Raw genomic sequence first — 13,781 nt, forward strand, 5'->3', positions numbered from 1 at the left:
CAGCCTACGGCGTGCCACCGACGTTCGGCGGGTCGCGCCCCCTCCTCGACGGAGGAGGCGCGGCCCGGCTCAGTCGATCGGCTCGACGACCGGAATCGCGGTCGTGATCACCGGCACCGAGGCCGACAGGCGCGTGCCGTCGTCGCGCCGCGCATCGGCGAACTCCCGCAGCGTCGGCCGCCCGGCGATCACGGGCCCCTGGTCGGCCAGCCGCACCACCGCCGGGTCCTCCAGCGTCGCGAAGTACGCGGTGTCACGCACGCTGAAGGGCACCGGAGGGCCGCTGCGCACCTCGACCCGCAGCTCCTCGCGCGTGACCGTCACGGTGAGCGCCGACCCCTGCCACTGCAGCGGGAACGACAGCGACGGCCACCCCGCCGGGAGCCGCGGGTCGAAGCTCAGGTCGCCCGCGTAGTCGCGCATGCCGCCGAAGCCGCACACCAGCGCCGTCCACACCCCGCCGGCCGAGGCCACGTGCACGCCGTCCGACGCATTGTGGTGCAGGTCGTGCAGGTCGACGAACAGCGACTGCTCGAAGTACTTCTGCGCCAGGTCCTGGTACCCCACCTCCGCGGCCAGGATCGACTGCACCACGGCCGACAGCGTCGAGTCGCCCGTGGTCAGCGGGTCGTAGTAGTCGAAGTCGGCCTTCTTCTCCTCCGGCGTGAAGTGGTTGCCCTGCAGGAACAGCGCCAGCACCACGTCGGCCTGCTTCAGCACCTGGAACCGGTAGATGACCAGCGGGTGGAAGTGCAGCAGCAGCGGCCGCTGATCCGCCGGCGTGTTCGCCAGATCCCACACCTCGCGCTCCAGGAACAGCGAGTCCTGCGGGTGGATGCCCAGGCTCTCGCTGTACGGGATGTACATGGCCTCGGCCGCCCGCTCCCACGACTCCGCCTCGCCCGGCCCCAGCCCCGTGCGCTCGACCAGTGCCGCGTAGTCCTCGGGGTAGCTGTCGCGGATCTCGCGCACCACCTTGGCCGCGTAGCGGAGGTTGTAGCGCGCCATGACGTTCGTGTACAGGTTGTCGTTCACGACCGTCGTGTACTCGTCCGGCCCCGTGACGCCGTGGATGTGGAACGTCTGCAGGCCGTCACCCGCGTCCGACTGCTCGACCAGCCGCGCACCGCGCCAGAATCCGAGCGTCGCCCACAGCCGCGCCGTCTCGATCGCGATGTCGGCACCCTCGCGGCGCAGGAACGCCTCGTCGCCCGTCGCACGCACGTACTTGCCCAGCGCGAAGCTGATGTCGGCGTTGATGTGGTACTGCGCCGTGCCGGCCGCGTAGTACGCCGACGCCTCCTCACCGTTGATCGTGCGCCACGGGAACAGCGCGCCCGCCTCGTTGAGCTGCGCCGCCCGCCGACGGGCGGCGGGAAGCATCTTCACCCTGGCGCGCAGCGCGTTGTACGCCCACCGCGGGGTCGTGTAGGTCAGGAACGGGAGCACGTAGATCTCGGTGTCCCAGAAGTAGTGGCCGCTGTAGCCCGACCCCGTGAGGCCCTTCGCCGGGACGCCGGCCCCGTCCGCGCGCGCCGAAGCCTGCGCGAGCTGGAACAGGCACCAGCGGGTGGCCTGCTGCAGGTCGTCACGCCCGCCGATCTGCACGTCGCTGCGCTCCCAGAACGCGTCGAGCCACTCGCGCTGCCGCCGGAACACCGACTCCACGCCCTCATCGGTCGCGCGATCGAGCGAACGACGGCACCGGTCGACCAGCTCCCGCGTCGGCACGCCCCGCGAGGTGTGGTAGCTGACGAGCTTCGTGATGGTGATCGGCACGCCCGCCTTGGCCTGCACCCGGAACACGTTCTTCGCGATGTCCGGCTCGCACAGAGTCCTGGCGTTGTACTGGTTCTCGGTCTCGACGATGTGGTCGGCCACCACCGCGACGGTCATGCCCGACGCCGCGACCCGGTACGACAGCGCCGAGCGCAGCCCGTCCTGCCAGTGCTCCGCGGGCTCCAGCACCCGGTCGGCGATGCGCTCCGCCTTGCGCGGGTCGAAGCCCGCGCCGCTCTTGGCTCCGATCGGCGTCCCCGCGTAAACACCGGCGCCGTCCTGGCGGTTCAGCAGCTGGCAGCTGATCGTGACGGGCGCATCCGCGTTCTCCACCACGACCTCGAGGCGCAGCACCGCGAGGTGACGCTCCTCGAAGCTCACCAGCCGCTGATCCCGCATGCGGACCCGCTTGCCCGACGGCGTCTCCCACACCACGCGACGCTCCAGCACGCCCGTGCGCATGTCGAGCGTGCGGGCGTACTCGCGCACGTCGGCGTCGTCGAGCGAGATCGGCTCGTCGTCGACGTACAGCCGCATCACCTTGGCGTCCGGCGCGTTCACGATGGTCTGCCCCACCTCGGCGAAGCCGTAGGCCTGCTCGGCGTGGCGGATCGGCCAGGTCTCGTGCAGCCCGTTGATGAAGGTGCCGTGCTCGTGCGCACCGCGGCCCTCGATGTGGTTGCCGCGCAGGCCGAGGTAGCCGTTGCCGACCGAGAACAGCGTCTCGCCGACACCCTCCTCCGAGTAGTGCGTCTCGATCAGACGCCACGGGTCGACGGGGAAGCGGTCGCGGTCGATCATGCGGTCTCCGGGATGTCGGTGCGGGTGTCGGGAAGCAGGGCGGCGAGGTCGTCGACCACGTGCGTGGCGCCGGCGGCGCGCAGCGCGTCGGCACCGGTGCCGCGGTCCACGCCGATCACGGTCGCATAGCCGGCGGCGGCGGCGGACGCGGCACCGGACGTGGCGTCCTCGACCGCGACGCTGCGGGCGGGGTCGACGCCCAGGCGGACGGCACCCGCCGCGAACATGTCCGGCGCGGGCTTGGAGGCCAGGCCGTCGTGCTCCGCGACCACGCCATCGACCACGACGCGGAAGAACGAGCGGATGCCGGCGGCGGCGAGCACCTCCTCGGCGTTCTTCGAGCTCGACACGACGCCCATCGGCACACCGGCCGCGTGCAGCCGCTCGACCAGAGCGAGCGAGCCGGGGAACGGGGCGATGCCCTGCCCGCGCAGCGACGCCGCGAAGGCGGCGTTCTTGCGGTTGCCGATCCCGCACACGGTCTCGGCCGAGGGGTCGTCGTCGACGGATCCCCACGGCACCTCGACGTTGCGGCTGCGCAGCAGGCTCGCGACCCCGTCGTAGCGCTTCTTGCCGTCGACATACGCGAAGTAGTCCTCGTCGGTGTACGGCGGGGTGATGCCCCAGCGCGCGAACACGTCGTCGAAGACGGCCTTCCACGCCCTCATATGCACCTCGGCGGTCGGCGTGAGCACGCCGTCGAGATCGAACAGCACTCCATCGGCGAGGAGCAGGTCGGGCAGCGCTTCTGGCACAGGGCCTCCAGGAGAAGGGCGAGGGACGGATCGGCACCTCTCCGTGCCACTGTGCCAGCGTAATGCGGGCGGCACGCACGGGGTAACCCCGCAGCCGCGATCAGAGCAGCTCGGCCGTCTGCCTGGCGATCTGGAGCTCCTCGTCGGTCGGCAGCACCAGCACCGTCACGCGCGACGCGTCGGTCGAGATCACCCGGATCCCGCGCTCTCTGGCGGTGTTGCGCTCCTGGTCGAGCTCGACGCCCGCGAAGCCCAGGGTCGCCAGGGCCGCCGCCCGCACCGGGGCCGCGTTCTCGCCGACGCCCGCCGTGAAGGAGATCACGTCGACCCCGCCGAGCTGCGCGATGTACGCCCCCGCATAGGCGCGGAGCCGGTGCACGTACACGTCGAAGGCCAGCACCGCCGCCTCGTCGCCCTCCGCGACCCCGGCGAGGATGTCGCGCATGTCGCTGCGCCCCGCCAGCCCCGCGAGTCCGCTGCGGGTGTTCAGCAGCGTGTCGAGGTCGTCGATCGTGTACCCCGCGCGTCGCGACAGATGCACGAGTGCCGCGGGGTCGAGGTCGCCCGACCGCGTGCCCATGACGAGCCCCTCCAGCGGCGTGAGCCCCATCGACGTCTCGACCGAGCGACCGCCGTCGATCGCGGTGACCGAGGCCCCGTTGCCGAGGTGGAACACCAGCTGGCGCAGCTCCCCCAGCGGTCGGTCGAGGAAGCGGGCCGCGGCCTCGCTCACGTACTGGTGGCTCGTGCCGTGGAACCCGTAACGGCGCACCCGGTGCTCGGCGGCGAGCTGCGCGTCGATCGCGTAGGTGTAGGCCGCGGGCGGAAGCGTCTGGTGGAAGGCCGTGTCGAACACCGCCACGTGCGGGACGGCGTCGAACACCGCACGCGCGGCCCGGATCCCGGCCAGGTTCGCGGGGTTGTGCAGCGGGGCGAGGACGGCCAGCTCGCCGATCTGCCGCTCCACGTCGGCGTCGATCAGCGTGGGGGCGTAGAAGCGTGCCCCGCCGTGCACCACCCGATGCCCGACGGCGACCGGCGGGTGCGCGTCGAGGGAGGGCCCGTGCGCCGCGAACTGCTCGCGCATCACCTCGAACGCGGCCGCGTGGTCGGGGATCGGCCGCTCCTCGCGGTACGTCGCATCGAGCATGGTCGGCACCGCGTCGGCGGCCACGACCGGGCGGACGGTGTGGGCCACCGGGCTCGACTCCTGGCCGATGCGCTCGATCAGCCCGCTCGCGAGCTCGTCCTCCCGCTCGACGTCGATCAGGCTGTACTTCAGCGAGGAGGATCCGCTGTTGATCACCAGGATCGCGCTCACGCCCGCTCCCCCTCTGCGCTCTGCGCCTGGATGGCGGTGATCGCGACCGTGTTGACGATGTCGTCCACGAGCGCCCCGCGCGACAGGTCGTTGATCGGCCTGTTGAGACCCTGCAGCACCGGACCGATCGCGACCGCTCCCGCCGACCGCTGCACGGCCTTGTAGGTGTTGTTGCCCGTGTTGAGGTCGGGGAACACGAAGACCGTCGCGCGGCCGGCCACCGCGGAGTCGGGCAGCTTGGCCTTGGCGACCGCGGCGTCGGCGGCGGCGTCGTACTGGATCGGGCCCTCCACGGGCAGCTCCGGCGCGCGCTCCCGCACGAGCGCCGTGGCCTGGCGCACCTTGTCGACGTCGGCGCCGCTGCCGGACTCCCCCGTGGAGTACGACAGCATCGCGACGCGCGGGTCGATCCCGAACTGCCGCGCCGTCGTCGCCGACGAGATCGCGATGTCGGCCAGCTGCTCCGCCGTGGGGTCGGGGATCACGGCACAGTCGCCGTACACCAGGACGCGGTCGGCGAGCGCCATCAGGAACACGCTGGACACGACCTCGACCCCCGGCTTGGTCTTGATGATCTCGAACGACGGGCGGATCGTATGGGCTGTCGTGTGCGCAGCCCCCGACACCATGCCGTCGGCGAGACCCAGGTGCACCATCATGGTGCCGAAGTACGACACGTCGGTGACCGTGTCGGCCGCCCGCTCCAGCGTGATGCCCTTGTGCGCGCGCAACCGGGCGTACTCCTCCGCGAACCGCTGCACCAGCTCGGGGTCGGTGGGGCTGAGGACCTGCGCGTCGGCGATGTCGACGCCGAGCTCGGAGGCCCGCGCGCGGATGGCGGCCTCGTCGCCCAGGATCGTGAGGTCGGCCACGTCTCGCGCGAGCAGCGTCGCGGCCGCGCGGAGGATGCGGTCGTCGTCGCCCTCCGGCAGCACGATCCGGCGACGGTCGGCCCGCGCCCGCTCCATCAGGCCGTACTGGAACATCAGCGGCGTGACCACGTGGGCCTCGGCGAGCCCGAGCTGCTCGGTCAGCTCGGCGATGTCGACGTGCGCCTGGAAGAGACCGAGCGCCCGCTCGTAGCGCCCGCGGGCATCGGCCGTGATCCGTCCGCGCGTCCCCATCACGCGCACCGCCGTGTCGTAGGTGCCCAGGTCGGTCGTGATGATCGGCACGGACGACGCGAACCCGTCGAGAAGCTGCAGGATGGGCGCGGGCAGCGGGAACGGCCCGTTGAGCACGATGCCGGCGATGCGCGGGAAGGTCCCGGAGGAATCGGCGAGCAGGGCGGCCAGGAGGACCTCCGTGCGGTCGGCGGGGATCACCACCACGGCCTCCTCCGTGATCCGCGGCAGCACGTTCACCATCGACATGCCGGCGACGACGATCGACAGGGCGACCGCGGTCAGGCGCTCCTCGTCGCCCGCGAGCAGCGTGCCGTCGATCGCCGCGAGGATGCCGCGGATGGACGGTGCCACGAGGGCGCGGTCCTCCGGGATCGCCCACACCGGGGTGCGGTCGGCCGGAAGCACGGCGCGAACGGCGGCGACGATCGGCTCCAGCGCCTCAGGGTCGGCGCGGTTGACCGCCACGGCGAACAGCTCCGCCCGTTCCGCGGCGAGCTCGGACAGCGCGAGGGCGGCGATCTGCCCCACGGCGGCGGGCGTGCGGGCGGTGGTGGTGCCCAGCTGCTCGGCCTGACGCTGCTGGTCGCGGCCGCTCAGCACGAGCAGCACGGGCGCGGCGAGGTTCGCGGCGATGCGCGCGTTGAACCCGAGCTCCGCGGGGCTCGCGACGTCGGTGTAGTCGCTGCCGACGATCACGACCGCGTCGCACTGCGCCTCGACCGCCTTGAACCGCGCGACGATGGTCGCCAGCGCGGCCTCGGGGTCGGCGCGCACGTCGTCGTAGGTCACGCCGATGCAGTCGTCGTAGTCAAGCTGCACGCCGTCGTGCGCGAGCAGCAGCTCGAGGATCTCGTCGCGCTCGGCGACCGACCGCGCGATGGGTCGGAAGACCCCGACGCGCGGGGAGACGCGCATCAGGGCGTCGAGCGCCCCGAGGGCGATCGTCGACTTCCCGGTATGGCCTTCGGCCGAGGTGATGTAGATGCTCCGCGCCACGCCCCCAGCTTAGGCGGGGCGCCGTCGGACGCGCCCGGACGGTGCCGTGACTAACGCGCCGTCACTCGCACGGTCCGGACAGAGCGTCGACCACGGCCGTCGCATCCTCCTGGTAGCCGGCGTAGTACTCGCGGTCGGTGTTGATCTGCACGCGGTGGATCGCGTGCGACGCCGGCATCGACTGCCACTCCGGAAGCCGCCCGAGACGCTCGTAGAACAGCGTGGCCGAGGCCGCGGGGTCCATCCGCTGCTCGACGCTGCCCCACCAGTCCTGCTGCTGGAACAGCCCGATGCTCGTGGTGCGCGAGCCGTCGGGGTTGGTCCAGCCGCGGGTCTCCCAGTCGCCGTAGTCGATCGCGCGCAGGCTGCTCTCCCCCATCGCGGTCATCACGCCGAGGATCTGCCCGTCGCGCCCGAAGCCGAGCGCGGAGGCCGTGCGGATGATGGTCGCCGCGTTCTCCAGCTGTTCGCCGCGCCACCCCTGGATGCCCGCCGCGGGGAAGGTCTCCGGGCGGTCGATGCAGACCGGCGCGGGGTCGCGGGCCAGGCCGAGCGGGATGAGCACCAGGAGCCCCGCGACCACGGCCACCACGCCGGCGGACACGAGCAGACGCCGGCCGCGCGTGCGCCAGCGCGCACGGGATGCCGTCCGGCGCCGCGCGGCCGCGCGACGCCGAGCCGCCGGAGACCTCTTCGCCGCGGGCCTCCGCCGGGCGGCGGGCTTGCCCGCCCGCGGCCTCGCGCGGGACGCGGTCACGGGCGCACGGCTCCCGCCGCCGGATGGGAGCGCCGCCCGATGAGCGCCGCGACGCCGCCGCCGATCGCACCGAACAGGTGCCCCTGCCACGAGACGCCGTCGGCCACGCCGATCACGCCCGCGAGCATCGTGCCGCCGTAGACGCCGATCACGACCACGGCGATCACGGCGTAGAGGATGCGATGGGCGACGCGCCCCGGCGCGAACACGCGCATCACGACGTAGCCGAAGTAGCCGAACACCAGGCCTGAGGCGCCGACCGTGAGCGTGCCTGGAGCGTTCACGAGCCAGGTGCCGACCCCGCCGACGACCGCGACGATCACGGTGACGGCCCAGAAGCGGCGCGCCCCCTCGACCGCGACCAGGCAGCCGAGCACGAGGAACGGTACCGAGTTGGCGATGAGGTGCGCCCAGCTCGCGTGCAGCAGCGGGGCGAGGATGATGCCGCTGAGCCCCGACAGGTCCCACGACCGCAGACCGAAGCCCGTGAACGATCCGGGCAGCAGGGCATCGGCGAACTGCACGAGCCACATCACCGCCAGCAGCAGCACCGGCGAGGCGAAGCGGGCGAGCGGATGCGGCGGCCGCGAAGGAGGGGGGACGGTCACCGCTCGATTGTCGCAGGCCCGTCCGACGAACGCCTGTGTACCGGGCCCGGCAAAAGAAAAGACCCTCCGCGCACCCAGCAGAGCCCGGTTACCCTTGCTGCGTTTCCGCCCTGGGGGAATTGGCCTGGATGCCGCCACGCGGAGAGCCGTCGTCCACTCTACCCGACCAGCGGCGGGGCGACGAACCCACGCGGGCATGGTCCCGCACGCCGCGCGGAGCGTACGATCGATTCACGCGCATCGTTGCGTCGACGTGAGAGGGATCGCATGCCTGAGAACGCCCCCCTGACCCCGGTCACGATCGACGCCGAGCGATTCGCCGCCCAGACGGCGGCGATTCTCGGCTCGATCAGCCAGGTCATCGACGGCAAGCCCGACGCCGTACGCAGCGCGCTCGTGTGCCTGCTCGCGGAGGGCCACCTGCTCATCGAAGACGTGCCGGGCGTCGGCAAGACGATGCTCGCCCGCGCACTGGCCGCGAGCATCGACGCCACGGTCCGCCGCATCCAGTTCACGCCCGACCTGCTGCCCGGCGACGTCACGGGCGTGTCGGTGTACAACCCGGTCGACCGGGAGTTCGAGTTCAAGCGGGGCGCCGTGTTCGCCCACATCGTGATCGCCGACGAGATCAACCGCTCGTCCCCCAAGACGCAGTCCGCGCTGCTGGAGGCCATGGAGGAGGGCCAGGTCACGGTCGACGGCTCCACGCACCGCCTGCCCGACCCGTTCCTCGTGGTGGCGACGCAGAACCCGCTGGAGATGGAGGGCACCTACGCCCTCCCCGAGGCGCAGCGCGACCGCTTCATGATGCGCATCTCGATGGGCTACCCCGACCCGGGCGCGGAAGCCCTCATGCTGCGGCAGCGCGACGTGGTGAACCCGCTCGCCACCGTGACGCCCGTGGCCGACGCCGCGTCCGTCGCGCAGCTCATCGCCTGGGCGCGGGCCGTGCACGTGGCCCCGGCCCTGGAGGAGTACGCGGTCGCACTCGCCCAGGCCACCCGCTCCGACCCGAGCCTGCATCTCGGTGCCAGCCCCCGCGCCACCCTCCAGCTCGTGCGTGCGGCGAAGGTGTGGGCGGCCCTCGACGGCCGCGACTACGTCATCCCCGACGACATCACGTCGCTGCTCCTCCCCGTGTTCGCCCACCGCCTGCTCCCCGCGCGCGGCGCCCATCGCGCCGGAGCCCAGCCCATCGAGGCCGCGCTCACGCAGATCGCCGAGCGCGTGCGCGTCCCGGTCGCCACCCGCTCCTGAGACCCCCGCCATGCGACGACGCCGCCTCCTCACCCGCCGGGGCACCGGCACGCTCGTCGCGGCGTTCGGCTGCCTGGTCGCGGCGAACGTGCTCGGCGCGCGCATCCTCCTCTTCATGGCCGTGTTCCTGGCCGCCCTCACCCTGTTCTCCGCGCTGGCGGTTCGGCTGCCACGGCGCTCAGGGACGGTCGCGCGACAGATCTCGACCGACCTGCTCACGGTGTCGGAGGCCTCGCGGGTCACGGTGCGCTTCACGCTGCGGGCGCTGCGGGTGCCGCACGGCCTGTGGCATGACGTGCTGCCCGACGCGGTCGCCGGAGACTCCAGCGGCGAGTACCCCGCCGAGACCGCGCAGCTGAGCTACCTCATCACGGGGGTGCGGCGCGGCGTCTGGCCGCTCGGCCCCCTCATGCTCCGTACGGTCGACCCGTTCGGACTCGCGCAGCGGGAGCAGGCGTTCGGCGACACCCGGACCATCACGGTGGTGCCGGAGGTGTTCGCCCTCACACCGCTCGCCGTGCGCATCGGGGCGGCGGGAGGGACGGCCCACACCTCGTCGACCCGCCTCGGACAGGGCAGCGACAACCTGTCCCCGCGCGGCTACGCCCCCGGCGACTCCATGCGCCGGATCCACTGGCGGGCCACGGCCCACCGCGGCGAGCTGATGGTGCGCCAGGAGGAGGAGGAGTCCAGCCCCGACGCGCTGGTCGTCCTCGACCGGAGCGCCGGTCGCTGGGACCCGCAGGGCGACGCCGCCGACCCGGCCTTCGAGTCCGCGGTGTCGCTGTGCGCCTCGGCCGCCCTGCACCTCGCCGCCGAGGGCTACAGCGTCGACGTGATCGACACCGCGGGCACGCTGCTCGGCGCGCTCCGCGGACACGAGGACGACCGCGACGGCCTGCTCGTCGCACTCGCCCTGGTGACCCCGCGCGGCGAGGCCCGGGAGCTCGCGGCCCTCGTCGGCGGCACCCCGCCCGGGCCGCTCGTGTTCGTCACCGGACGCGTCGACGAGGAGGACGCGGCGCTGCTGCGTCCCGCGGGAGCCGCGGCCCCGCTGCTGTTCGCCACCGAGCCGCTGCCGGGTGCGGCCGACGCGGCACGACAGCACGGGTGGACCGTCGCCGCCCTCGGCACCGACGTCGCCGAGGCCTGGGACGACGCGCTGGCCGCGCGGAGCGGAGCGGGCGATGTTCCGCGCTGAGCAGCCGCGCGCCGCGACCCCGCCGCCGCGCACCGTGCCGCGGTGGCACCGCGACCGCGACGAACCGGATCGCGTCGTCGCCACGGGCGTGCTCGCCGCGGTCGGAGCGCTCGTGGCCATGTGGCCGTTCACCTCGGTGATCACGCCGGGGGCCTGGTCGTTCACGGTCGTGCTGATCGTGGTGGCCGTGGTGGGCACCGGGATGCTCGTCCGTCACCTCCTCCGCCGCCGGCGCGCGGGACTGGGCGACCTCGGCGCGCTGCTCGCCCAGGTCGCGGTCGCGGTCGCCGTGCTCACGCTGCTGCTCGCGGGCGACACCGCGATCCTGGGGGTCGTTCCCACCGCGACGACCCTCGCGGTGTTCCAGGGCCTGGGGGCGGCCGCTTGGGAGCAGATCGTGTTCGGCTCGGCGCCGCTCGACGCCTCCCCCGCACTGGCGGGTGCCCTCGGTGCGGGCTTCGCCGTGGTGGCGATCCTGCTCGACCACCTGGTCGCCCAGCGCTCGGCCGTGCTCGCCACCGTGCTGATCGGCGTGATCGGCGCCGTGCCGATGATCGTGACCTTCGGCGACCCGAACGTCGCCTGGTTCGTGGCCCTCGCGCTCACGGCGCTGCTGCTGTTCCGGGTCACCGCGCAGCGCGACGGCTCCTCTCCGCGCCGGAGCTCGCTGTCGGTCGCCGTCGGGGTCGGCGCGGCCGCCGTCGTCTCCGCCCTGGTGGTGACGCCCGCGCTGCCCGTCGCCCCCACCATGGCCGGCACCGGCGTCGGCGTGACCGTCGACGCGTCGCTGCGCCTCGGCGACGACCTGCGCCAGCCCAACCCGGTCGAGGTGCTCACCCTCGCCACCGACGCCGCCACCGCGCCCTATCTGCGCCTGACCACGCTGTCCCGCTTCGACGGCCGTGTGTGGCAGCCCGACCGCGGCGACCTGCAGTCGCAGGCGGACGGCTTCGGGGAGCCGGAGTGGAGCGAGGGCGTCGCGACCGAGGACGCCACCACGTCCATCCGCATCCTGCGCATGTCGAGCGCCTGGCTGCCGGTGCCGTACCCCGCCACCGACGTGTCGGGATTGAACGGGTCGTGGCGGGTGGCCCCCGAGAACCGCACGCTGTACTCGCGTCGGTCCGACGCCGCCGGCAACGACTACACCGTGAGCTCCACGCGCGTCACGCCGACGCTCGAGCAGATCCGTGCGGTCGACGCGGCCCCGCCGCTCGCGGATCCCGACATCGAGGACGTCGAGCTGCCCGGGATCATCGGCGAGCTCGCGGCCGAGGTGACCGCCGACGCGGACACCGACTACGACCGGCTCGTGGCGCTGCAGAACTGGTTCCGCGCGCAGTTCGACTACTCGCTGGAGACGCCGGTGGAGGAGGGCTTCGACGGCACCGGCGCCGACGCCGTCGCCCGCTTCCTGGAGGAGCGCTCCGGGTACTGCGTGCACTTCGCCGGCGCGTTCGCTCTGATGGCGGAGAGCCTCGACATGCGGGTGCGGATCGTGGTCGGGTACCTCCCCGGTTCGCTCACCGACGAGAAGCGCGGAGACGAGTCGATCTTCTCCGTGACGAGCGACCAGCTGCACTCCTGGCCCGAAGTCCTGTTCCCCGGCATCGGCTGGGTGTCGTTCGAGCCCACCGCGTCGCTCGGCGTCCCGACGGCGTTCCGCGCGGGCGAGGCCCAGGGCGGTGCGACCGGCGGGATCACGGAGCCCGCGCCGACCACGGCGCCGCAGACGCAGGAGACGCAGGGCCCCGACGTCGACCGGGGTGACGCGGACCCCGGGTCCGCGGGATCCGGAGAGCTGCGCCGCCTCGACCCGACCCCGGTCGCGCTCGTGACGCTCGGGGTGGTCGTGCTGCTCCTGCTCCCCGGGATCGTGCGGCTCATCGAGCGGCAGATGCGGATGCGTCGCGCGGCCCGAGGCGACGCGGCCGCCGCGTGGGCGGAACTGCGCGACACCCTGCTCGACCTGGCGCTGCCGGTGTCGGACGCCGACAGCCCCCGTGCGCGAGCCGCCGCCCTCGCGCGCGACCGTGGCGCGGACGCCACAGCCCTGCAGCGCCTCACCACCGCGGTCGAGCGCGCCAACTACGCCCGCCCCGGCGCACAGGAGACCGACGATCTCGCGGAACCCCTGCGTGCGGTGCTGTCGAGCCTGCAGCACAGCGTCGACGGCCCGACCCGGGTGCGCGCGCGACTGCTGCCGCGGTCGCTGTACGCCCCGCGCGGAGCGGATGCGGCGCTGCTGGCCTGAGCGCCCCGCGGGTGATCAGGACGCGGCGGCCTCGGCGGGGTGCGCGGCACAGCGCACGGTGTCGCAGTCGTCGCACACGACGAACTGCGCACGGCACGAGAGATCGGGGCAGTTCGCGGTGCGCTTGGTCGCGGCGCCGCAGCCCGCGCAGCGACCGATCACCCGGGCGTGATCGCTGAAGTCGACGGAACCCCGGCCGTCGAACACGTACAGCGAGCCGTCCCACAGTCCGTCGTCGCCGAACTTCTCGCCGTAGCGCACGATGCCGCCCTCGAGCTGGTACACCTCGCCGAACCCGCGGGCCGTCATCAGGCTCGACAGCACCTCGCAGCGGATGCCACCCGTGCAGTACGTCACGACGGGCTTGCCCTTCAGTTCGTCGTAGACCCCGGAGTCGAGCAGGTCCACGAAGTCGCGCGTGGTCTCGGTGGCGGGCACGACCGCGCCGCGGAAGCGCCCGATCTGCGCCTCGAGCGCGTTGCGACCGTCGAAGAACACGACCTCCTCGCCGCGCTCGGCCACGAGCTCGTGCAGCTGTTCCGGGGTGAGTCGCGCTCCGCCGCCGACGACGCCGTGCTCGTCCACGCGCAACTCGCCGGGCGCCCCGAACGACACGATCTCGTCGCGCACCTTCACGCTCAGCTTCGGGAAGTCGAGGCTGCGGCCGTGCTCGTCCAGCCCTGTGCCCTCGCTCCACTTGAGGTCGACGTCGCGGAACGGCGCGTACGACCGGAACGAGCGCGCCCACTTCTTGAGTGCGGGGAGGTCGCCACCGAGGGTGCCGTTGATGCCGTCCTTCGAGATCAGCAGTCGTCCCCGCAGTCCCAGCGCCTCGCCGAGGTCGCGCTGCCACACCCGTATCGCCTCGGGATCGGCGAGCGGGGTGAAGGCGTAGAAGAGGACGATCTTGGGGGTTGCCACCCCG

10 protein-coding genes and 1 other RNA gene are annotated in these 13,781 nt (G+C 73.0%); 3 read left to right on the top strand and 8 right to left on the bottom strand.

Translation table 11 applies throughout. The features are described from left to right. Nucleotides 1–69: 69 nt before the first annotated feature. From KZC56_RS00595 to ffs, 7 genes are all read right to left on the bottom strand, one after another. On the bottom strand, nt 70–2,580 hold the full coding sequence (locus tag KZC56_RS00595) for a glycoside hydrolase family 65 protein (RefSeq protein ID WP_136044210.1): 2,511 nt from the start codon (nt 2,578–2,580) through the stop codon (nt 70–72). Continuing rightward, nucleotides 2,577–3,335, bottom strand: coding sequence for a beta-phosphoglucomutase family hydrolase (locus tag KZC56_RS00600; protein WP_136034889.1), 759 nt, complete (start codon nt 3,333–3,335; stop codon nt 2,577–2,579). Before KZC56_RS00600 ends, KZC56_RS00595 begins: the two co-directional genes overlap by 4 nt. 100 nt (nt 3,336–3,435) lie before the next feature. Then, nucleotides 3,436–4,656 carry an acetate/propionate family kinase gene (locus KZC56_RS00605; RefSeq protein ID WP_247637616.1) on the bottom strand — a complete coding sequence of 407 codons (1,221 nt, stop codon included), beginning with the start codon at nt 4,654–4,656 and terminating at the stop codon, nt 3,436–3,438. Then, nucleotides 4,653–6,779 (bottom strand): phosphate acetyltransferase, encoded by a 2,127-nt coding sequence (gene pta, locus KZC56_RS00610; RefSeq protein WP_206252927.1) that lies wholly within the window; start codon nt 6,777–6,779, stop codon nt 4,653–4,655. Before pta ends, KZC56_RS00605 begins: the two co-directional genes overlap by 4 nt. A 61-nt stretch (nt 6,780–6,840) precedes the next feature. Then, nucleotides 6,841–7,536 (bottom strand): hypothetical protein, encoded by a 696-nt coding sequence (locus tag KZC56_RS00615; protein ID WP_247637617.1) that lies wholly within the window; start codon nt 7,534–7,536, stop codon nt 6,841–6,843. Next, nucleotides 7,533–8,144 (bottom strand): rhomboid family intramembrane serine protease, encoded by a 612-nt coding sequence (locus KZC56_RS00620; protein ID WP_247637618.1) that lies wholly within the window; start codon nt 8,142–8,144, stop codon nt 7,533–7,535. Before KZC56_RS00620 ends, KZC56_RS00615 begins: the two co-directional genes overlap by 4 nt. A gap of 54 nt (nt 8,145–8,198) precedes the next feature. Next, nucleotides 8,199–8,295: signal recognition particle sRNA small type (gene ffs, locus KZC56_RS00625), an RNA gene on the bottom strand. Between the two features lie 116 nt (nt 8,296–8,411). Between ffs and KZC56_RS00630 the strand changes: the two genes are divergently transcribed. The 3 genes from KZC56_RS00630 to KZC56_RS00640 are packed head-to-tail and all read left to right on the top strand — an operon-like array spanning nt 8,412 to nt 12,856. Further along, the gene (locus tag KZC56_RS00630; protein WP_136028517.1) at nt 8,412–9,401 is read left to right on the top strand and encodes an AAA family ATPase; all 990 of its coding nucleotides are present in this window, start codon (nt 8,412–8,414) and stop codon (nt 9,399–9,401) included. 10 nt (nt 9,402–9,411) lie between these two features. After that, entirely contained in the window at nt 9,412–10,602 is a 1,191-nt protein-coding gene (locus KZC56_RS00635; protein WP_206252923.1) for a DUF58 domain-containing protein, read from the top strand. Continuing rightward, nucleotides 10,589–12,856, top strand: a complete 2,268-nt coding sequence (locus tag KZC56_RS00640) for a transglutaminase TgpA family protein (protein ID WP_247637619.1) — start codon at nt 10,589–10,591, stop codon at nt 12,854–12,856. Before KZC56_RS00635 ends, KZC56_RS00640 begins: the two co-directional genes overlap by 14 nt. 15 nt (nt 12,857–12,871) lie before the next feature. Here the strand turns inward: KZC56_RS00640 and trhO are convergent, their stop codons facing one another. Then, entirely contained in the window at nt 12,872–13,777 is a 906-nt protein-coding gene (gene trhO / locus KZC56_RS00645) for an oxygen-dependent tRNA uridine(34) hydroxylase TrhO (RefSeq protein ID WP_247637620.1), read from the bottom strand. Nucleotides 13,778–13,781 lie beyond the last annotated feature (4 nt).

The organism is Microbacterium sufflavum (genome assembly GCF_023091155.1).
Classification (GTDB): Bacteria; Actinomycetota; Actinomycetes; order Actinomycetales; family Microbacteriaceae; genus Microbacterium; species Microbacterium sufflavum.

What these genes read in the sequence shown, in the direction of transcription:
- KZC56_RS00635 (WP_206252923.1), top strand. Translation starts at nt 9,412, where the DNA reads ATGCGACGACGCCGCCTCCTCACCCGCCGGGGCACCGGCACGCTCGTC.
- KZC56_RS00630 (WP_136028517.1), top strand. Translation starts at nt 8,412, where the DNA reads ATGCCTGAGAACGCCCCCCTGACCCCGGTCACGATCGACGCCGAGCGA.
- KZC56_RS00595 (WP_136044210.1), bottom strand. Translation starts at nt 2,580, where the DNA reads ATGATCGACCGCGACCGCTTCCCCGTCGACCCGTGGCGTCTGATCGAG.
- KZC56_RS00640 (WP_247637619.1), top strand. Translation starts at nt 10,589, where the DNA reads ATGTTCCGCGCTGAGCAGCCGCGCGCCGCGACCCCGCCGCCGCGCACC.